The 21,102-nt window shown below is 65.9% G+C and carries 14 protein-coding genes; 5 read left to right on the top strand and 9 right to left on the bottom strand.

The annotated features are described in order from the left end of the window. Window positions 1-159: 159 nt before the first annotated feature. Window positions 160-2,973 carry an ABC transporter permease gene (locus AC5RVS_RS13710; RefSeq protein ID WP_494108565.1) on the top strand — a complete coding sequence of 938 codons (2,814 nt, stop codon included), beginning with the start codon at window positions 160-162 and terminating at the stop codon, window positions 2,971-2,973. After that, window positions 2,970-3,671: an ABC transporter ATP-binding protein gene (locus tag AC5RVS_RS13705; RefSeq protein ID WP_494108564.1), complete on the top strand. Its 702-nt coding sequence runs from the start codon at window positions 2,970-2,972 to the stop codon at window positions 3,669-3,671. The genes AC5RVS_RS13710 and AC5RVS_RS13705 overlap by 4 nt, the downstream gene beginning before the upstream one ends. Before the next feature lie 574 nt (window positions 3,672-4,245). Here AC5RVS_RS13705 and AC5RVS_RS13700 read toward each other — a convergent pair. After that, the gene (locus tag AC5RVS_RS13700) at window positions 4,246-5,199 is read right to left on the bottom strand and encodes a type IV toxin-antitoxin system AbiEi family antitoxin domain-containing protein (RefSeq protein ID WP_494108563.1); all 954 of its coding nucleotides are present in this window, start codon (window positions 5,197-5,199) and stop codon (window positions 4,246-4,248) included. A 424-nt stretch (window positions 5,200-5,623) separates the two neighbouring features. On the opposite strand from AC5RVS_RS13700, the gene metG reads away from it, so the two are divergent. After that, window positions 5,624-7,183: a methionine--tRNA ligase gene (gene metG, locus AC5RVS_RS13695; protein WP_494108562.1), complete on the top strand. Its 1,560-nt coding sequence runs from the start codon at window positions 5,624-5,626 to the stop codon at window positions 7,181-7,183. A gap of 3 nt (window positions 7,184-7,186) precedes the next feature. Here the strand turns inward: metG and AC5RVS_RS13690 are convergent, their stop codons facing one another. Continuing rightward, window positions 7,187-7,705: a hypothetical protein gene (locus tag AC5RVS_RS13690; protein ID WP_494108561.1), complete on the bottom strand. Its 519-nt coding sequence runs from the start codon at window positions 7,703-7,705 to the stop codon at window positions 7,187-7,189. A gap of 185 nt (window positions 7,706-7,890) precedes the next feature. Continuing rightward, window positions 7,891-9,297, bottom strand: coding sequence for an APC family permease (locus tag AC5RVS_RS13685; protein ID WP_493986877.1), 1,407 nt, complete (start codon window positions 9,295-9,297; stop codon window positions 7,891-7,893). A gap of 180 nt (window positions 9,298-9,477) precedes the next feature. On the opposite strand from AC5RVS_RS13685, the gene AC5RVS_RS13680 reads away from it, so the two are divergent. Beyond that, the gene (locus AC5RVS_RS13680) at window positions 9,478-9,804 is read left to right on the top strand and encodes a cupin domain-containing protein (RefSeq protein WP_494108560.1); all 327 of its coding nucleotides are present in this window, start codon (window positions 9,478-9,480) and stop codon (window positions 9,802-9,804) included. 203 nt (window positions 9,805-10,007) lie between these two features. Here AC5RVS_RS13680 and AC5RVS_RS13675 read toward each other — a convergent pair whose 3' ends face one another. Together AC5RVS_RS13675 and AC5RVS_RS13670 are read right to left on the bottom strand one after the other, a co-directional pair. After that, window positions 10,008-12,524 carry an ABC transporter permease gene (locus AC5RVS_RS13675; protein WP_494108559.1) on the bottom strand — a complete coding sequence of 839 codons (2,517 nt, stop codon included), beginning with the start codon at window positions 12,522-12,524 and terminating at the stop codon, window positions 10,008-10,010. A 3-nt stretch (window positions 12,525-12,527) separates the two neighbouring features. Next, window positions 12,528-13,301 (bottom strand): ABC transporter ATP-binding protein, encoded by a 774-nt coding sequence (locus tag AC5RVS_RS13670; RefSeq protein WP_494108558.1) that lies wholly within the window; start codon window positions 13,299-13,301, stop codon window positions 12,528-12,530. A gap of 181 nt (window positions 13,302-13,482) precedes the next feature. On the opposite strand from AC5RVS_RS13670, the gene AC5RVS_RS13665 reads away from it, so the two are divergent. Then, window positions 13,483-14,604 (top strand): LCP family protein, encoded by a 1,122-nt coding sequence (locus AC5RVS_RS13665; RefSeq protein ID WP_494108557.1) that lies wholly within the window; start codon window positions 13,483-13,485, stop codon window positions 14,602-14,604. 207 nt (window positions 14,605-14,811) lie between these two features. Here AC5RVS_RS13665 and AC5RVS_RS13660 read toward each other — a convergent pair whose 3' ends face one another. From AC5RVS_RS13660 to AC5RVS_RS13645, 4 genes are all read right to left on the bottom strand, one after another. Beyond that, window positions 14,812-15,678, bottom strand: a complete 867-nt coding sequence (locus tag AC5RVS_RS13660) for a DUF2382 domain-containing protein (protein ID WP_494108556.1) — start codon at window positions 15,676-15,678, stop codon at window positions 14,812-14,814. A gap of 578 nt (window positions 15,679-16,256) precedes the next feature. Next, complete coding sequence (locus tag AC5RVS_RS13655) at window positions 16,257-17,705, bottom strand: hypothetical protein (protein WP_494108555.1); 1,449 nt, start codon at window positions 17,703-17,705, stop codon at window positions 16,257-16,259. A 69-nt stretch (window positions 17,706-17,774) separates the two neighbouring features. After that, window positions 17,775-18,881, bottom strand: coding sequence for a hypothetical protein (locus AC5RVS_RS13650; RefSeq protein ID WP_494108554.1), 1,107 nt, complete (start codon window positions 18,879-18,881; stop codon window positions 17,775-17,777). Then, complete coding sequence (locus AC5RVS_RS13645; protein WP_494108553.1) at window positions 18,871-21,003, bottom strand: glycosyltransferase family 2 protein; 2,133 nt, start codon at window positions 21,001-21,003, stop codon at window positions 18,871-18,873. Before AC5RVS_RS13645 ends, AC5RVS_RS13650 begins: the two co-directional genes overlap by 11 nt. Between the last annotated feature and the right edge of the window lie 99 nt (window positions 21,004-21,102).

Genomic DNA, 21,102 nt, shown 5'->3' with positions numbered 1-21,102 from the left:
CTGCGCAGTAGAGCCCGCCCCGTCCTTGCTCCGTACCCGGGGCAGGGCGGGCTTTACGCATACACGCCGGTCGATTCCTCGACTACGCGCACCTCGTGAGAACCTTAATGCCGGGTCAATTCGACCTCTGGCCTTTTTGCTGCCGTATGGAGTGATTCTGTGGAAATCCGGTTCAACGCTGCGTCACGCTTCATGCGCAGCCGCTCGCTCGTGGTGACGGTCGCCGTCCTCATCGCGGCAATGGTCCTTTCCATTTTCGTCCAGGGCCGCGCGCAGGCATCGCTGACCCGGATAGTCGACGACAACACCCGCGGCGTGTACGACATCCTGGTCCTGCCCGACGGCACCGCGGGCGACGAACTGCGCCAGCCGGATTTCCTCACCGGCAACGGCGGTATTGCCTCCTCCGATCTCGAGCAGGTCCGGGGGATCGACGGCGTCTCCGTCGCCGCCCCGATTTCGCTCGTGTCCAAGGTGGTCCAGGACATCGAGTTCCCGCAGCTGAAGGCCACCGACTACGTCGGCTACAACCCGAACATTGAGCAGTACCTCAAGGCCCAGGGCATCAAGGACGCCGTGCCGAAGGCCGAGTGGCCGGCGCCGGATTCCGTGTTCAACGAAGAACCGACCAACTACCGGATCACCGCCAAGGCCGTCAGCTCCGACGGACTGAGCGACACCGTCCTCTTTGAAACAGCCGCCGAAGGTTCCCTGGGCCAGGCGAAGCTGGAGGAGCTGGACGTTCCCGGCGGCACCAGCCTGCGCACCGTGGCCCCCAAGGGCGAAACCGGCATCAAGTTCCCGGATCCGGCCGGTGGCAGCATGCACGGCGATTTCGACACCACCATCGCGCTGCCCATGCTGCCGCAGATCACCGAGACAGTGGTTGCCGTGGACCCGGCGGCCGAATCCGCGCTGCTCGGCGAGGCCGGCGACTTCCTGGCCCCGCTCAAGCAGGCACCGGAACCCACCGACCGCAACGCCCAGGAACTGGGCCAGCACTTCTCCTCGCAGTTCGGTATGGGCATGTTCTCCGAGGGCGGCGAAGGCGCCGCCATCGACGGGCACCCGTTTGAGTTCTGGAGCCCGTTCTTCGTCCAGTACCAGAACGCGGTGGAAGCCGGCACGCTGGACGAGGAATCCCAGGTCATCCCCATGGTGGTCCGTTCCGGCACCGACCTGGACCTGACCTACTCGGTCAAAATCGAACAACTGGACGACGCCGGCAACACCGTCTCGGAGGTCGGCACCGTCAGCAAGGAGCTGGGGGAGGGCTACCTGCCCTTCGCGTCCAGCAAGCCCTTCCAGCTGCGCTGGCCCGGCGGCGAGGACTACAACTACCTGCTCGGCTCCGGCGGCGTCCAGATGGTCGCCGGCCTGCACCAGCCGCCGGTGTGGACCACCGACTTCATGTCCAACCCGGAGTTCACCGCCGGGGACGCCGCCAGCGACGGCAGCGCGGAGCAGACCGCCATCCCGCAGGGCTGGATCCAGGTCAACAAGTTGCCGGAGAAGACCCTCCAGTGGCAGCTGGAACCGGACCAGAGCCAGCGGGAACCGGTGGAGGAGCAGTCCTACCGCAGCACCGTGGACTCCGGCGGCGAATCCGCTACTCCGCTGCCGTTCGTCTACGGCACCTTCGATGCTTCCGCCGTGCGCGAGGCCGCCGGCGACGTGAACTACCTGCCGTTGGGTGGGTATGACCCGACGCCGGTGACCATCACCGAGGACGCCGAGGGCAACAACGTCGACGACACCGTGATGAAGCCGGGCCTCAGCGGCGCCGGCCTGTCCGTGCAGTCCGCCGGTGCCATCACCGACTTCGCCGGACTGGCCGCCGTCCGCGGCACCGGCGCCGAGGAGCCGGTCATTGACGCCGTCCGCGTCCGCGTCGACGCCGCCGGTTCATGGGCCGACGCCGAAGACCAGATCAACGCCGTTGCCGCCGCGATCGAGGAGCTCGGCCTGCAGACCCAGGTCGTGGCCGGCTCAGCCCGCGAAGACGTGTCCATCTACGTGCCGGACTACTACAAGGACGCCTCCGGCACGGTCAGCGACCTCGGCACCGTGCAGCAGTCCTGGGTCCGCCAGGGCGCCGCCGGCGAGGTCCAGGGCGCCCTGAGCGCCTCCAGCGCTGCGCTGCTGGCCCTGACCGTGGGCGGCGCGGCGCTGCTGACGGCCGCCAGCGCGGTCGCCTTCACCCGCTCCCGCCGGACCGAAGCCGTGACGCTGCGGGCCATGGGCTGGAACCGGCGGCGCATCCGCTCCTGGTTCCTGAACGAACTGCTGGTCGGCGGCGCGGCCGTGCTGGTGGTGGCCATCGTTGCCAGTGCCATCAGCCGCAGCGCCGTGACCCTGTGGGTGTCGCTGATCGCGCTGGTGGTTTACGGTGCCGCGGCCTTCGTCTCCGCCGCCATGCTCAAGCCGCACCCGGCGAAGGACACCGAACCGTCCGGGGCAGCCGGCGTGCCGTCGGTGAAGACCCCGCTGCAGTTCGCCGCCCGGCAGCTGAGCACCAACCGGTTCAACACCGTGGCCATAGCGCTGGGCGTCGCGGTGCTCGGTGCCGCGGCCGGAGCCCTGGTGGCGGTGCTGGTGGACATCCCGCGGGCAGCCGGCAGCACGGCGCTCGGTTCGCTGGCCGCAACTCAGCTGAGCGGCCTGAACATCGCGCTGGCGCTGCTCGGCGTGGTCACGGCGCTGCTGCTGGCGCTGATGACCACCCGGTTTGAAGCGCGCCGCAAGCGCGAACAGTTCGCCATCCTCGGCGCCATGGGCTGGACGCCTACGCTGCTGCTGCAGGCCCGCCGCGGCGAGGCCGGCATCACCGCCGCCGTCGCCCTGCCGCTGGCGGTCATCGGCGCCGTCGTGACCGCCCTGTTTATTGCACCGCATACCGCGGTGTGGGCCGCTGCCGCTGGCATCGCGGCCGTGCTCCTCTGGTTTGTTTTGATGACAAGGACCCGGAAATGATTGAAGAACCCCTGACCCGCGCAGCCACCAAGGAGCGCACCGCCGACCATGCCATGCCGGTGGAGCTGCGGGGCATCACCATCCGGTACGACGGCGGTGCCGAGCCGCTCGTGATTGCCGAGGACTTCGACCTCGGCCTGGAAGCCGGCACCATGCACTGCCTGGCCGGCCGCAGCGGCTCCGGCAAGACCAGCATCCTCACCGTGGCCGCCGGGCTGCAGCAGCCCACCTCCGGCGAAGTGCTCTGGCAGGGCGATGCCCTCAGCGCCATGGACGACGACGAGATCTCCGACCGGCGCCGGGCACTGATCGGCTACGTGGACCAGGGCGGCGCCCTGATCGACGGCATGAGCGCGCTGGAGAACGTCCTGCTGCCGGCCGTGCCCGACGGCAAGGTCGAAGAGCGCACCGAGATGGCCAAGGACCTGCTGGACCTGGTCGGGCTGGGCCGCCGCATGCGCCACCGTCCCGGCCAGCTCTCCGGCGGCGAACGCCAGCGCGTGGCCATCGCCCGCGCGCTGATCCTGGGCACCAAGGTGCTGGTGGTGGACGAGCCCACCGCCAACCTGGACCGCGAACAGGCCAACAAGATCATCCACATCCTGAAGGACACCACCAAGGACGGCATTGCCGTGCTCGTGGCATCCCACGACCAGGAACTCATCAAGGCGGCGGACAGCAGCACCCGGATGAACTAGGCGTCGCGCAACATCCTGGCGGGCCCGGCGTCCCGCAGGCAGCACGCTGGCGGTCCCGGCGTCCGCCGGCAGCACGCTGGCGATCCGGCGTCGGCCGCAGCAGGCTGGCGGGTCCGGCGTCGGCCGCAGCAGGCTGGCGGGTCCGGCGTCGGCCGCAGCAGGCTGGCAGGCCGGACGAGGACAGCGGTGGCGTCCCAACCTGTGCCCGCGTCCCCGGACCCGGCACCAGGTCAGGGTATGGCGTCGAGATCACCGCTCACGGCCCCTGACCTCGCCACGAAGTCAGGGGTCAGCGTCCAGGTCACCGGTTATGGCCCCTGACCTGGCAGCTAAAGGGGGATCTGGTGGATGGCTGTCGCGAACAGGTGGCGGTAGCACCCTTGAGTTCGCCGCCGAGCAAACGATTCCACCAAGCACACCGCACGCTTCCTCCGCACCTGAGCCAGCCAGACATCAAGCAGGAAGCGTCATGCGGGCGGGCGGGGCGCCGCCTTCAATACGCGACCAAGCATCAGGCACCATGCAGGAAGCGCCACGCTCTAGGCCACGCCGTCAATACCGGCACCGCGTCGACTCACGCCGCGCGGCCGGAGGCGTTGTGAAACGCCTCGTTGTATTTCCGGACCAAACGCCGCTTGAGCGCGTCGTCGTCGTCGAGGTGACCCCACCGGACCCGGACGATCGTCCAGCCTTCTTCCATCAAACGTGTCTCCCGCTTCCGCTCGTCCAGAATCACCTGGTCCGTTGGGTGATAATCGCGGTACTTGCCGTCGCCGTCGAACTCGAAGATGAGCTTCAGTCCCGGCCAGGCGAAGTCAGCGCGATAAGTACCCTCGGCCGTCCTGATCTCGTGCTGGAGTACCGGCGGCGGGAAATTCCAACTGCGCAGTTTCAGCCGCAATCTTGTCTCACCAGCTGATTCGGATCGCCCGTCAACTGCGTCGAGCACTTGCCGGACGCGTGTCACGAAGCGTGACCTGGGAACGGCGGCCGCCAGTTCGTGCACCTTCTGCAAGCTCGCTCCTTGCTGGAGGGCCGAATCGGCGATGACCACGGCGGGTTCGAACGGCAGCACCCGCGCGCAGTCCAGTACCGTCCGCTCGCGGGATGTTACGCGTATGCCCCGGTCCAGGATCTTCACGTCCTGATCCGGGACCCGATGGGTGTGCCGCACCACCCCGGTGCCAGCCGACCTCTCGCCACGGCGGCCGGGCTGGATCACGTGGATCTCATCCGGCGCGTTCCAGACGTGCAGGCCCCATAGTCGTGCGGCGGACGTGTGGCTGTAGACAAGGTTGCCGTCGGAAGCGGCATGGTGGGCCTTGATCAGCAGTAAGTGCTGGTCCCACGGTTTCTGCGCCCGCCAGTATTCCTCCGAGATGTAGATGCCGCGCCTCAGGCGTCGCAGGATCTTCCCGCGCACAGCGGCAGTGATCTGGCGTTCCTCGAGCCCGTGCTCCCGCAGTTGCCGGTAGCTGACGATCCGGTCCATGCGGCTCTGTCCGAGGATGCCGAGGAGTTCGTCCATGGCACCAACGTGCCGCACCGCCCGCCTGGCGTCGATCCCGACGGTCCAGCTGTGGATAAAGCACGACGGCGGCGCACCCTCGACTAGCGCTGCCGCCGGTGCCAGACGACGGCGCCGTACCGCGCCTAGCGGTGCCGCCGGTGCCAGACGACGGCGCCGTACCGCGCCTAGCGGTGCTGCCGGTGCCAGCACGACGGCCGCGCTCCTCGCCGGGCGCGGCACTGCCCGTGGCAGGCCATAGACCGCGCTGCTTGCCTGCTTACGGCATCGCTCCAGTCCAATGCCGGCGGCGCTCGTCGCCCGATGCGGTGCTCCCTGCCTGCCGGCCGCGCCCCGCGCCCCACCCAGGGCTACCGGCCCCCACGCATCAACCGTGCGTGTGCAGCATTTCGACACCGCCGAACGCAGAGGGTAATTTCATAGGGTGACCGCATCCGAGCCCAAGCCCCCGTTCTACATCACCACGGCCATCACGTACCCCAACGGCGTGCCGCATATCGGCCATGCCTACGAGTACATTGCGACCGACGCGATGGCCCGTTTCAAGCGTTTGGACGGCTACGACGTGATGTTCCTGACGGGCACGGACGAGCACGGCATGAAGATTGCCCAGACCGCCGCCAAGGAGGGCATCACCCCCAAGGAATTGGTGGACCGGAACACGGCGGCCTACAAGTCGGCCCACCAGGTTCTGGAGATTTCCTACGACCGGTTCATCCGCACCACCGATGCCGACCACTACGCCGCTTCGCAGGCCATCTGGAAGAAGATGGAAGAGGCCGGGGACATCTACCTGGGCAAGTACGAGGGCTGGTACTCGGTTCGCGACGAGGCCTACTACGCCGAGGACGAGACCGAGCTCCGCGAAGACGGCAAGCGCTACTCCGTCCAGACCGACACCGAACTGACCTGGACCGAGGAGGAGAGCTACTTCTTCCGGCTCTCCAACTACCAGGACAAACTGCTCAAGCTCTACGAAGACCACCCCGATTTCGGTGCCCCGCGCAGCCGCTTCAACGAAGTCATCAGCTTCGTCAAGGGCGGCCTGGAGGACCTGTCGATCTCCCGGACCACCTTCGACTGGGGCGTCCCGGTCCCGGGCAACGACAAGCACGTCATGTACGTCTGGGTGGACGCGCTGACCAACTACCTCACCGGCGTCGGCTACCCGGACACGGAGTCGGAGTCGTTCAAGAAGTTCTGGCCAGCCGATGTCCACGTGATCGGCAAGGACATCTCCCGCTTCCATGCCGTCTATTGGCCCGCCTTCCTGATGTCGGCCGGGCTGGAACTGCCCAAGCGCGTCATGATCCACGGCTTCCTGAACAACAACGGCGTGAAGATGTCCAAGTCGCTGGGCAACGTGGTGGCTCCCGCCGAATGGGTGGCCCAGTACGGCCTGGACCAGGTGCGCTTCTTCCTGCTGCGCGAGGTCCCCTTCGGCGCCGACGGCTCGTACAACCATGACGCCGTGGTCGGCCGGATGAACGCGGATTTGGCCAACAACCTGGGCAACCTCGCCCAGCGGTCGCTGTCCATGGTGGCTAAGAACTGCGAGGGCAAGGTCCCGCAGCCCGCGACGCTCGCCCCCGAAGACCACGAACTGCTGGCCCGCACCGAGCGCCTCCTCGAGAAGTCCCGGGCGGCCTACGAGGTCCAGGACTTCCACGGGTCGCTCGAGGCCATCTGGACCGTGCTCGGCGACACCAACGCGTACTTCGCGGAGCAGGCTCCCTGGGTGCTGCGCAAGACCGACGTGGAGCGGATGAACACCGTGCTCTACGTGACGCTGGAGGTGCTGCGCATCGTCTCCATTCTGGTCCAGCCGGTCATGCCTACCGCGGCGGGCAAACTGCTGGACGTGCTGGGACAGGACGACGACGGCGCCCGCGACTTCGCTGCCATCGGCACGGCTTTGGTGCCGGGCACCCCGCTGCCGGCACCCACACCGATCTTCCCGAAGTACGAAGAACCGGCCGCGTAACGCCTACCCGCCCGGCAGGAAGCGCCGGGCCGCAGTCGCGGCCATGATGCGCTCCACCCGCTTCTGCTGGTCCACCGCCTTGGCTTCAAGTTCTTGGAAGCGGGTGGCGTCCAGCCGGTGGTCCCTGGGCGCCAGGACGGTCAGGACCTGCCACAGGCACTGCTTGCCGCGCAGGGCGGAGAGCAGCGACTCCAGCTCCAGCTGGGCGCCCACCCCGCCCGAAGCGCGCGTGGGGTTGAGCGGATTCACCTTGCTGGCGATGGCGCCGGCCATCGAGCCGAGCTGCTTGAGCTTGTTGCGCCGGTAACCGAGGCTGCGGTGCAGGGCCTTCAGTTCCTTGCGCTCTGCGGACACCTCGTCGCGCAGCTTCCGGAACTCGGCCTCCTCCGGTGTTCCCGCCCACGACTGGCGGACGGCGTCGAACAGCTGGACGCCGGCAGCCGAACCCACCAGGTGGTAGTCCAGATAGGCGGCGAGGTTCTTCTGGTCCAGTGTCCCTGTCCGGTGTTTTTTAGCGGCCATGGCCTTCCTTCCTGCTGGCTCTCATCACATCCGGGGCCGTTCTCATCAGGCCGCCGGCGTCGTCGTCACGCGGACGGCCTCCGCCGTCGTTGTTTCACTGTCCTTACCCAGCCAGGCCCCGGATCAATCGCCTGGGCGCCGTCAAATCGGCCGCTTCCGTCAAACGCTGGTGCAGCCCGGTTCCGTCAACCGCCCAGTTCCTCCGGGCTGCGGAACCTCGTCTTCCTGCCGTATGCGCCGCGGTTCCAGAGCCACGTGAGCAGCCACAGCAACAGGCCGAGGCCGATCAGCAGGCCGGCAATCTGGTATTCGACGGGATCCTGCGCCCACGGGCCCACCAGGAAGAGACAGGTGGCCATGCCGAAGTAGGGCAGCACGGTGGGGGTCCGGAAGTGTTTGCGGTCGACCGGTTTCCGGCGCAGGACCAGCACCGCCAGGTTCACGATCGTGAAGACACCCAGCAACAGCAGGGCGGTGGTGCCGCCCAGCGCGGCGACGGTGTCGGTGCCCATGAAGTTGGTGACCACGAAGATCAGGACGAACGCAATGAGCGTGGTGAAGATGATCGAGGCCCAGGGCGAGCGGCGGTTCGGGTGGACCTTGCCCAGGAAGCGCGGCAGCACGTCCTGGCGCGCCATGCCGTAGAGCAGGCGGCTGGCCATAAGCATGTTGATCAGCGCCGTATTGGCCACGGCGAACATGGACAGGAACGGGTAGATCACGTCCACCGGGAAGCCCGGCGCACCGACCGACACGACTTCGAGCAGCGGCGTCGGGCTTTCCGACAGCTGCCCGATCGGCACTATGGCCACCGCGGTGATGGACACCAGCACGTACACGACCACGGTGATGCCCAGGCCGGTCAGCATGACCTTGGGAAAGGTCGTGACGGGATCCTTGGTCTCTTCGGCCATGTTCACCGAATCCTCGAAGCCCACGAAGGAGAAGAACGCCAGCGAGGTGGCGGCGGTGATGGCCAGGAAAACGCCCTTGTCCTCCGAGGTCTCGAACACCATCACCCGGCTGAAGTCGACGTTGCCCTGGCTCATGGCCCAGAAGCCGATGAAGATCACGATCAGCAGGCCGGTGAACTCCACCACCGTCAGCACCACGTTGAACTTCACCGACTCGCTGACGCCGCGGAAGTTGATCCCCGCCAGGACGGCCATGAAGATGATCGCCACCCAGGTCACGCCGGTCTGGTTCCAGTCCAGGTTGAACCCGGCAATGAAGTTCTCGCCCAGGAACTTGGCGGCGGTGGAGGCGGAGGTGATGCCGGAACTGAGCACGGCGAACGTCACCAAAAAGGTGAGGAAATGGACGCCGAAGGCCTTGTGCGTGTACAGCGCGGCCCCGGCGGCCTGCGGGTACTTGGTGACCAGCTCCAGGTAGGAGAAGGCGGTGATGGTGGCCACCACGAACGCGAGCAGCAGCGGAGCCCAGGCCGCGCCGCCCACCTCGCCGGCCACCTGTCCGGTCAGCGCGTAGACACCCGTGCCCAGGATGTCACCCACAATGAACAGCAGCAGGAGTTTGGGTCCTATCGCCCGTTTCAGCTCCGGCTGCTTTTCGGTTGCGGTGGAACCGCTCATGACGACCTCCGTCCACGCGGCGCTCTGCGCTGGCCTGTCCGGCCAACGTAGCACCAGGCCTTGCCGATGTCTCCGCCGCGGTGTCCGGCGGGGGAGCGGGCCGCCGATTTGCTCTTCCCTAGGCCTGTGGGCACGCGGTCGGTAGAGTGTCCGCTACCCGCCGACCGGAAGGCCGCTCCGATGACCTACAAGGCCCTGTCCCTTGCCAGCCTGCGTCCCGCATCGGGAGCCGCCGTCTTCCATGGCAGCGAACACGGCGCCCACGCGTCCTTCTTCGTGAACTCGCGCGGTGCCGAACGCCACCGCCATCCCTACGAGGAAATCTTCGTACTGCTCGACGGCGAGATCGACTTCAGGATCGACGGCCAGTCAGGCCATGCGGGCGCGGAAACCGTGATCGTCATCCCGGCGTACGCCTGGCACGAGTTCACGGCCACCACCGCGGACGGCGTAAAGATGGTGAATATCCATCCCGTCGCCCAGATGCAGACCGAATGGGCCAAATAGGCGCCGGCCGGCGGATGCCGGAGGCCAAGGTGAGCCGGCCGACGCATGCCGGAGGAACGCTGCCGAATAGCAGTCAGCGGGTGCCCTCCCGCGGTGCTGCACCGCGGGAAGGGCACCCGCTGGACTCCCCGATGAGGGTACGACGGCGGCGTCCCGGTCAGACGGTCGCCTGACCTTCCACAGGGGGAGACGCGCCGTCCCGGCTAGACCGTCGCCAGGCCTTCCACGGGGGAGAGGCGGGCGGCCCGGCGGGCTGGCATCACGGAGGCGAGAAGCCCGGCCACCACGGCCACGGCCAGCACCCCGAGCAGCTGCAGCCACGGGACGTCCGGCACCACGGTGGCGAACGCCCCGAGCGACGACTGCGCCCCCAGCCAGCCGTAGACCGCGCCGAGTGCCGATCCGATCAGCGCGGCGACGCCGGCGATCAGCACGGCCTCGAGCGCCAGCATCCCGCGCAACTGCGATTTGGTCAGCCCGAGCGCGCGCAGCAGCGAGGATTCCTGCGTGCGCTCCAGCACGGAGAGCGAGAGCGTGTTGGCCACACCCACCAGCGCGATCAGCACCGCCACCGCCAGTAGCCCGGTGACGACCAGCAGCAGCACGTCGATCACCTGGTTGAACGCGGCACGCTCCACGGCGGCACCGGAAACCTGATACTCGTCCACGTCGAGCCCGGCGGCCAGCTCGGTCCGCAGTTCCAGGAGCGCCCCCGCGTCCAGGTCCCGGTCCACGGACACCCACAGCTGCGGCAGCGCGGAGTAGTAGTCCGGGGAGTCGGCGGCGGTCGGCTCGGGCACGCCGATCTCGGCGGCCACGGCGGCGGAGATCAACGGCGGCAGCGTGCGGCTGCCGGCCTCCATCACGGTCAGTTCCTTCGACCCACGGCTGCCGGTCACGGTCAACGTCTCCAGGCCCGAGCCCTGCGGCATCAGCACGGTGTTCCCGTCCAGCTCCAGCGAGCCGTCCTGCAGCAGGCCCATGTGCTCCGGCGCCAGCTGGTACACGCCCGTCCGCTGGCCGTGCACGTCGGCAAAACCGCCGTTCGTGACCAGGCCGGCGGCAGCAACGCCGTCGTAGGCGGCCGCGGTGGCCGCGGCGGAGGCGTCCAGCGGTTCCCCGCCGAGCGTGAGGTTTCCGACCGCCAGGTCCACCGGATACTCCGCGCCCAGCTGGGTGTCGAACGCGGTCCGGGCGGTCTGCGCCCCGGTCATCATCATCGCCACCAGCGTGACGCCGATCAGCAGCGCGGTGGCCGTGGCGGAGGTCCGCCCCGGGTTGCGCACCGCGTTCACAGCGGCCAGCTTGCCCGGCACTCCCGCCGGCCTCGCCAGCGCGCCGACGGCGGTGACCAGCGGCGGCACGAACAGGGTGGCGCACAGCAGCAGGCCGATGAAGGAGAGCATGCCGCCGGGCAGCGCGATCAGCAGGTTCGCGGTCATCGCTCCGAGGGCCAGCAGGGCGGCGCCGCCCACCGTGAGGGCGGCGCCGATCGCGAGCCGGACCTTGCCCTTGCGGTTGCCGGCGCGGGCCTCGTCGGCCGGACGCAGGGCGGCCAGCGGTGCCACCCGGGTGGCGGCACGGGCCGGAGCAAGGGCGGCCAGCACGGTCATCAGGATGCCCACCGCGAGGCCGACGGCGATGGCCGACGGCGGCACGGCCAGCGCGGCGAACTCGGTGTCAGGTTGCCCCTGCAGCACGGCGATGACGCCGGCCATCAGGGCCACCGCACCCAGCACGCCCAGCAGGGAGGCTCCGACGCCGACCAGCAGCGCCTCCGCCAGCACCGAGTTCCGGATCTGCCCGCGGTCGGCACCGATGCAGCGCAGCAGCGCCAGCTCGCGGGTCCGCTGGGCGATGAGGACCGAGAAGGTGTTGGCTACCACCAGCGCCGAAACCAGCAGGGCCACCAGCGCGAACGCCAACAGCACGATGGTCAGCTGGTCGCTGCCGCCGGTCAGTCCGGCCACCACGGCCTTGGTCTGCTCCGCGGCCGTGTTTACGGTGGCGTCGCCGAAGCCGGCCTCCGCCAGTGCCGCGGCGACGGAGTCCTGCACCGCGTCCGCCTCGGCGCCCGAGGCCAGATCCAGCTGGATGTTGTGCAGCTGCGGTCCGGCCTCGCCGGCCAGCTGCCGCACCAGGGGGCCACCGGCGAAGAACTGAGGCTGGCCCATCATGAACGGGTCCTTGGACGGCTTGACGATCCCGGAAACGATCAGGCCGGTGCCCGCAGCGGCGATGTCCTCGGCGGCGACCATCCCGGCGGCGGGCGCCAGCTCCAGGGTGTCGCCGACCGCCAGACCCTGCTTCTCGGCAGTCCCGGCGTCCACCGCGACCTCGCCGCCCGCCGGAAGGGCGCCTTCGAGCAGCTCCAGGTTGTCCAGTCCGTCGGGGGCAGTGTTCTGCGCTACCCCGTAGCCGGCGTCGGCCGGGGATCCGAACGCGACCGGCGCCATCCCCTGCGCGTACACCTCGCCGATGCCCTCGGTGGCGGCGACGGCCTCAACGGCCGCCGCATCAAGCGGCCGGTCCGGCGGGCCGGAGACCACCAGGTCGGCGTTCCGGAAACCGGCGCCGATGCTGTTGCCCAGCGAGGCTTCGGTGGACGCGTTGACCATCAGCGTGGCGGTCAGGAACCCCACCGCCATCACCACGGCCAGCCCGACGGCGATGAACCGCCGCGCGTGCTGCCGCACCTGTGCGAGCGCTACCTGCAGCATGGCTCAGGCCCCCAGCTTGGCCAGGGCGGCCAGGATCGCGTCGGTGTCGGGCCGGTCGAGTTCGCCCACCAGCGCACCGTCGTTCATCAGCACCACGCGGTCCGCGTAGGAGGCGGCCACCGGGTCGTGCGTGACCATGATGATGGACTGGCCCATCTCCTGGCAGGACCTGCGCAGCAGCGAGAGCACCTCCGCGCCCACCTTCGAGTCCAAGTTGCCGGTGGGCTCGTCGCCGAACACGACGTCGGGGCGCGTCAGGAGCGCCCGCGCCACGGCGACCCGCTGCTGCTGACCGCCGGAGAGCTCGTGCGGGCGATGGGCCAGCCGGTCCGTCAACCCGAGCGTTGAGGTGACATAGCCGAACCACTCCCGGTCCACCGAGCCGTTGGCCAGGGAGATCGGCAGCGTAATGTTCTGCTCCGCGGTCAGGGTGGGCACCAGGTTGAAGGCCTGGAACACAAAGCCCACGCGCTCGCGGCGCAGCTTGGTCAACTGGGAGTCGTTCAGGGAGGTGACCTCGGTCCCGCCGATCCAGATGTTGCCGGAATCGGCGGTGTCCAGCCCGGCCAGGCAGTGCATCAGCGTGGACTTGCCCGAGCCCGACGGACCCATGATCGCGGTGAACTTGCCGGCCTCGAAGCTGGCGTCCACGTCCTTGAGCGCGTGCACGCGGGTATCCCCGGTGCCGTAGGTCTTGTTCAGGCCGCGCGTCGCGGCGGCCGAGGTGGCGCCGCCCGGCGCGGCGCCGGCGAGTGATTGCTCAATACTGGTAGTCATACCCTTACGCTATGGAGGCCGCGCCTTCCGCGGATCGGCCGCAGGTCTGGTCTCCGCCGGCCGCCCGCTCATACCCAGGGTGGAGAGCGCCGGCCCGACGAGAAGGGCTGGGTTGGCTTGGACACGGTCGTCATGAGGTGAAACCTTTGCGCAGCAGCCGCGTAAGCGGGAACATAAAGCCATGAAACTCGCCCGCCTCGCCGCGCTCCCGCTCGTATCCCTGCTCCTCCTGACCGGCTGCGCGCCGAAGGACGAGGTGGCCCGCCCGCTGCATTCGGCAATTCCCAGCCCCAGCATGGTGGAGACGGGCGATATGCCCGAAGCCCTGGCCAAACTGGCGACGGCCATCTACGAGGGCGGCGACGTCGCAGCCAACAAGATGACGGCCGGTGCGCTCGCCGACCGGACCACGGTCGAAGCCAAGACCACTGTCAAGGCCGCGACCGGCGAATGGAACGGACAGGACATGGCCGTCCTGACCTCCGGCGACGACGTGACCCTCGCCGTCGCCAAGGAGGGAACCTGGACGGCGGTGGGTGGCTGGTGGCCGTCGCTCGACGTCGACAAAACCGTTTTGGGCGGCAAGCGCCACGTCCTGATCATCGGCTCCGACGCCCAGAAGAGTAAGGGCGAGAAGGTCCGGGAAGCGCGGGCCGATGCCCTTCAGGTGATCGGCGTGGACGGCAAGGGCGGAGGAGGCATCCTGGGCATTCCGCGTGACCTCTGGGTGGACATGCCGGGCGGCGGGCAGGCAAAGATCAACGCGGCCATGATGCGGGGCGGACCCAAGGCGCAGCAGAAGGTGGTGTCGGACGTGACCGGCCTGAAGCTGGAGGGCTACATCCTCACCGGATTCAAGGGCTTCGAGGGCCTGGTCGATGACATAGGCGGCGTCACCGTCAACGCCCCTATCCCGGTGCTTGACGTCAAGGCGGGGAAGAGCAAGCTCGACGGGGAGACCGCGCTGGACTATGCCCGGGAGCGGAAAACCCTGCGAAACGGCGACTTCGGGCGCTCCGCGCACCAGGGTGTGCTGCTGCTGGGATTCGCAGCCTTGGCCAAAATGAACGGCCCGGCCGGGCTGGTCGACCTGCTCTCCGCCGCGAATCCGCTGGTCGAGACCAACCTGAGCGCGGAGCAGGCGCTGACGCTGGGCGCCTGGGTCTACAAGACCGATCCGGCCAAGGTTGGGCGCGAAGTCCCCGAGCCCGGATTCGGCTACAGCGCCGACGGCCAGTACATGCTGCCGATGGATGCCAAGACCCGCAAGATCTTCGGTTCCTTCGCCGACGGCAAGTTGTAAGCACGCCGTCGGACGGACTGTTGCATCGGACGGGAACAGTTGCTATCTCCTGACCGGACAGCCCTGAGGCGATGAAAACGTCTCGCGTTCCCAGCGCTAAGGAACGGGGCTGCCGCAGGCAGGAGTGCTCCCTGCCCCGCCCGGGCGAGCGAAAGGCCGGGGCGGGAGTGCTCCCTGCCCCGGCCTTTCGCGTCGGCCAGCCCTGGGCTAGCGGCGACGGGTGTCGTTGTCGGTGCCGTCGGTCTCGATGTTTTCCTTACGGACCTCTTCGTCGACCCTGACCTCGTCGGTGACGGTGTCCTTCTCGAGCCGGACCCGTTCCACCGGGACGGTCTCCTTCTCCACAACCGGCCGTTCCTCGTGGAGCGTGACCTCGTGTTCCTCATCGCTCAGATCGGGGCCGGCCATGGCGTCACCGCGGTTGGCGTCGGTGATCGGTTCGCGTTCGATGCGGACTTCCTCGCGCTGGACCGGAACGGTCGTGGTGACATTTTCGGTGGTGACGTACTTGCGCAGCCTGGCCCGGCCGGTCGCCTGCCGCTCGGTGCCGACATGCAGCCGCTCCTCGGAGCGGGTCATGGCGTCATCGGTAGTGGGCCCGGAGGTGTCCCGGCCCACCGTGCCCGGTGCGTCCTCGGTGTACGTGCCCCGGGCATCGTCGGTGCCGTATTGTCCGGTGGTGCCGGTAGTGGTGCCGGTGCCGGTGGTGCTGTAGTCGGTGTCCCGGCCGCTCGTGGCGTCGGTGTAAGTCCGGCCGCCGCCCAGCTGGTAGTGCTCGTAGAGCCGGTCCTCCTCGGCGGGCTCAAGGTAGCCGTCCACGTCAACCCGCGGGGCGTCCTTGATCTGGTCCTTGGTGTAGGGGACCACGATGTCGTTACCTTCGATGCGCGCGGCTTCGAGCGGGACGAACGATTCCGAGGAGCCGAACAGGCCGGTCTTGGCCGTGACCCAGGTGGGCCGGCCGCTGTCGTCATCGGCATAGATCTGCCCGATGGAGCCTATTTTGTCCCCGTCGTTCGTGACGACGTTTCCGCCGCGGTTGAGCAGGCCATCTATTTGTTCTTGGGCGAGCATGGTGTCTCCTTAGGATTCGTCCGATGTCTCTGGAGGTTCCGGGTTGGAGGGTCCGGTGCCCGTGTTGGGGCATGATCCCCGCAGCCCTTAACGATTTAACCTAAGCATGCTTATTAATGGTTGGCAAGGCCCCGGGGAAGCGCAGCCGCACCAGGGGCAGATGCTTTTCGGCGCCGGCTTCTGCAGTGGGCCGCGGCCGGTTCCGCCGCACGGCCGGAAGGGAATCCAAGTCAAGCCGGCGGTCCTGTTCTTTCAACTCGGGAGTTGTCGTTCACCCGTTTGTGCCGCCCCAAACCCGCCGCCCGGCTCGAGCAGCCAACCGCCCCCGCCCCCCGCCCCCCCATCTAGGGGTGGGGCCGCGGGCTTGCATCCGCACATCCACGTGTACGACGTCGGCGCGCACCTTCGCGAGCGTGCTCACCGCTTCGCGCCTATCGCCTGCCTCGGCCACCGCTTTAAGGTCGAGTTGGGAGTTGGTCAGCGTCTTAAAGCCACCGCTGACCAGGTGCTGGTCGTCCATCAGGGCAAAGGATAGGGGAGTCGACCCCCGGGATACCTGCCCGCTATCCGTGCGAAGGCTACGCCGCAGCCGGAAGCTTCGGCGCGAGCTTGAGCGTTGCCTCGTTGAAAGCGGTACGTTGATTGCGCTGTTCCTGGGGAAGCCTCATGAACTTTGCATAGAGGTTGCGTGAGTCATAGCCAACTATGGAGGCATTGGCGAGATCAGCTTCCGCCATCGATATGGCACCCCAGGTTCCCATCCGGTGTTCCCAGTAGAAGATGTCGTTCGGATCGTAGGCGGTTACGGCAGGAGAATCCATGCCGGTAACGTCGATCATTTCTGCGAAGCACGAACGAGTCACCGTTGATCCAGCGTTAACATCGAACGCGTCAGACAGTTGGTAAGGATTGACCTTTGCGATGCGATTCCTAGTGTTCTGATAGAAGCCACGCATTATTTCGCCGCCGAAACCGCGGATGAATACAGACTTTCCGTAGTCGAACTCCATGCCGAGCAGGAGCCTGAGCCACGCCGACCCTACGCCCCGATAGTACGCGGTCGAACGCCGAAAGGCGTACGAAAATGCGTCAGCCGCTGCATTCAGCCCCAGCCTATTGGGGATGGGCCAAACGGCGGCGTCCAGTCCGTATGCATCTGCTATCGCTCGGGCGCCACGGACATCATCTGAGATAGTGGCTGTGCCATCGGCGCTGCGCACGAAAGTGAAGAGAAATGGATCGGCATTATGAGTCGCTGCAAATACCCCGCGGCTGTCCGTCCCAGCGGTCAATCCGACGACTGGTCTGCGTCCGGACTTCACTACATATGCGTTCAAGCCCTGGAGGTGTTGGACTAAGGCTGCGACGGCCTCGTCGTGGGTTGTTACGCCTTCGGGTTCAGCGATCGGCCAGTAGCGCTTGACCTCTCCGGTTTGCATCCGCAGCCGGGTGTTCGGCGAGAGGTGGCGGACATGCTCATAAGGCGTAGCCAACCCCGGGAGATACTTGACATCGCGCACCATGTAATTTCGCGAGGTGATGAAGGGAATAAAAAAGTCGGCAATGCCGGACCCGGCGTACTCGGCGACTATTTCCGCGTGCGATGCCACTACAGTCGCCCCACGTGTGGAGTAGAAGACGGAGCGTGCCCCCATCGCGTCGTGGTAGATATCGGTATTGGTTCCATCGGATAGCGCGACCACGAAGCGGCCGGCCAAACGGTTCAAGACCGCGCCGAAGGCTTCGTCCCTCCCGTAAGCATCCAGGAGCGATTTGAGTACCTGGTCTTCTTCGTAGACTTCTTCTTCTGGGTCGAAAGCCAGACCGATGAGCAGGCCCGTCATGCCGCCGGACACTTGCTTTGTGTACGCGGCGTCCGGATGGAGACGAACCCTGTAACTGCCAAGCGTCTCGGCTATCCACGTTCGAAAATCGTGAGAGTTGGAGTCAGCGGACGAGATCACGAAGCCGTTGCGATAAAGCAGCGCCGACGCTGCGGGGGGTACGTCTGAGGACGAAACGAACATTGAAATGAGTACCCTTCGAGTCTGGAAAATCTGACAATAGCTTCTGAGATAAACGTACGTGCCAAAGGTCTAGGGCTTGCGCTGGAAACGCGTAGAGAGCCGATAACCAGTGAGACGCTTAAGGAAGCGCGCAACCCGACTCGCTCTCCTGCGCAAGGCCGTGCCAAAATGCGGCAATTCTCTGCCCTGGGATTCCTCCACAAGCTGCGAAACTGGTGTTGCGTCCGCTGCTGGACCGCGAACAGCCGGCGGCTCGGTGGACGGTGCCCCAGCCTGGGATGGCACCGGGGCCGCAGGCTCGATCCCGAGGGTCGCTCCAAAGTACCGCTCGTGGGCGTTGACGATTTCTTCCTTGAACCGCTTTCGGGACGGCGGATGATGACCGGGTTGCAGCACTCTCAAGGCAAAGTACACATTGCCGTCGGCGTTCGGTCCCCCTACGGCTGAATCAACGCCCAATGCTTCCGCGAACGGTTTGTAGTGATTCGTTACATGCGATTCGTCGCGGCAGTTCTGAACGTAGTAGACATAGTTGGTTGTGCCGGACCGGTAGGCAGAGATTTGGCTGACGCGGCGTGGATATTTCCACTCGACAGCTTCCATGTTTTCGTAACCCGGGAAAGCTGCACGACGGAAGCGCTGCTGGTGTGCCACCCCATACTTTCGGATTCTGGTCTGCGGGGAGAACGGAACCGCAAGCGAGCCCGGAATCAGTCGCGAGATAGCCAATGACGCGTAGCCGCCTCCACTGGCGCCGGCAACGAGGATATGCTCGTAGCCGCCAGAGGCCGCAACTGACTGTACTACTTGCGCGATGTCTCTATGCAGATCGTGGGTCTCTGTCCCTACGTACCAGCCAAGCTCCATCTCGCCGTTCAACATGAGAGTGGTATCGGTGAAGAACAAAAGTCCCGCTTGGAATCCGCTCATGGTGCTGCGCCACTCGTATCTCGGGAGCTTGTACTTATAGCGGAGAAGCGCGCCGTGCATCACCACGATCAAGGTCTTGTGGGGTCTGGCCTCGTACAATCCGCGAATCGGCAACTTGTCGGCGCCCTGGTCAATAGTGAATTCAAAAGGCTCCGGCAATTGCTCAACACCGTCCAAGTCGAAGTAGAGGCGCTCTATGGACGTTGGCAGCACACCACTGCCTGAGTTTGGTAGATCACTCTGCAATGGAATGCACCTCAAGACTGTCTTCAGCGCGACGGGCAAAGGCTTCGACAAGCGTGGCGCTGAACGGGGCGCCTTGTTCCGAAAGCTCGACGGTAGCTATATCGCCCGGGGGCAGGTTCCGTGAAATCTGGTTTCGGACTTGACTGCTGCCCGGAATCCATATGGGCCGTACTCCAAACATGTCGTTTAGGCGTTCGGACACCGTAGCGACCTCGTACTTGTACGCGCCAAGCTCCGCGTCGATCGGTGCCGTGCGTGCAAACACGAACATATTCTCTGTGCGAAGGCCGGAGGGGAGTGCTGACGTGTACTGGAAGGCTGTCGGATCGTAAACGAAGACTGACTTTGCGGTAACTGCATCTGTAATCTCCAATCGGAGAAGCCGCCCCTGTTCGATGTCATCCAGCCAGCTTTCCTCGTAAGAGGTGCCCGGCCCCTGTGCGCTGAACAAATTCGGCATGTGTATCACACCAATGCGGTAATCGTCGGAGAGTGCTTGCACATGTTGCCGAAGGTCGATCTGTGTAGCCCCGGGAGCCGCGAAGTCGGCGATCAGGACAACATCTACATCGATGGAGCCGCTCCGAGCAGGAAGGAGGCCGGCTGGCGCCGGGAACAAACGCGATTTCTGCGGGAAAGGCATATAGGGCGTTGCATCGCCAGCCTGAATTTTGTCGTGCCAGTGCTCATAGGCCTGCCTGTAGCTCACGCGGTTGGGTGCCCGAAACCCCAGCCTGAAGTCTTCGATAGAGAGGTTATTGGCGTTGACGAGCGAGAGCGTCAGCGGGGCGTCACTAGCTATCAGTTCCTCTGCGTCTGAGACGAACTTTTTGTAGCGAAGCAGGAATTCCGTGTCTGCAGCCTTTCGGACAGAGTCCCAGTAGCCCAGTTTTTGCTTGATCGTTTCAACTGGGAAGAGCGCGGAAACATGGGCAGGCGTGATGTATGCACCGCGCCAACCACGGTATTGGAACACAAGGTCCTCGTTTACCCGGGCCCACAGGGCAGTAACCAAGGCCTGGCCATCTGATTCCTCTGCCGTTTCAACAAGGCGTTCAATTTTCTGCGGATGCTGCCAGTCATCCCCGTCAAACACCGTGAGGTACTTACCGCTGCTGGCCTCGTAGCCGATGTTTCTTGACGTGTATGCTCCGGAGTTCACTGGATTGCAAATCACCTTGATGCGAGGATCGAGGCTTTCCCACCTCTTCAGCCTCGGGTGGAACTCTTCACCCGATCCGTCATCAACGATGATGATTTCGATGGTCTTATAAGACTGGGCCACGGCAGAAGCGATAGCGGTATCGGTGGCTTCATCCGGGCGGAAGACGGGCATAACAATTGACACCAAGGGGCCTTGCTCTACCGGTGGTATGGCTGAAGTCGCCAGTCGCAGGAAAGCTGGCTCATCTCCGGGACGCAAATGTATCTCTGCGAGCCCCTCGCTGCGGAACACATCGTTAATCCGCTCCAGCCAAACATCCTCGGGGGATCCGTTCGCTGGGTGGTCCAGATTGGCGCGGAACAGGTGGGTATCGTTCTTCTGCTTCAAACCTGGCTCCGCCAGGTAAAGCGCCCGTCGCGCTTTGTCCCGTTGGCCCGTAGCCGTGAGGGCATCAACGAAGAACTCTGCCCGCTTCTTTCCGATGAACGCGCCTGCACCGGATTTGGTCAAGACGAACTCATAAAGAGTAGCGGCGTCGAGGAGGTCCAGCGGACGGAGATTCTGTCGGTAGCATACGTCGGCGAGTTGAGCCAGACGAGTCGGATCGGATTCCATGAAATGAGAGGAGATAGCATGTGCCGGGCGCCCACCATAGCGGAAGCTCTCAAGCCCCCTTTCCACATCGGACCAGGTCCAACGCCCGTGGGTTGCCATGCGGGCGAGAATATCCCGGCCATCGAGGGAGCGCATCTTGACCAGCCGGGCGGCCAAGTTCTGAGAATTTAGCGGACCGCTTGCGGCCCACCATTCCGTTGCGCCGAGGTGCAGTTGGCCAGAGGTGAGAATTGGTTTGCGTATTTGCTCCACGCCAGAAATGATTTTCGATACGTCCCGCTCCAGTCGCTGTGTGGCCAGGCGGGTCTGGCGGACGGTTCGAATCAAGCGCCGGTAGGCCATTGCTCCACCTACGGCGCCGATGAACGCGGTAAGGGCAGCTGACACAATGATTAGCGGGAGCCACGTATTGAGGAACCCTACGGCGAGTCCAGCAACTGA

The sequence above is a fragment of the Arthrobacter sp. Y3221048 genome, assembly GCF_059092685.1.
Note: the sequence above shows the minus strand (reverse complement) of the source record. Positions and strands in the feature narration are given on the sequence as shown.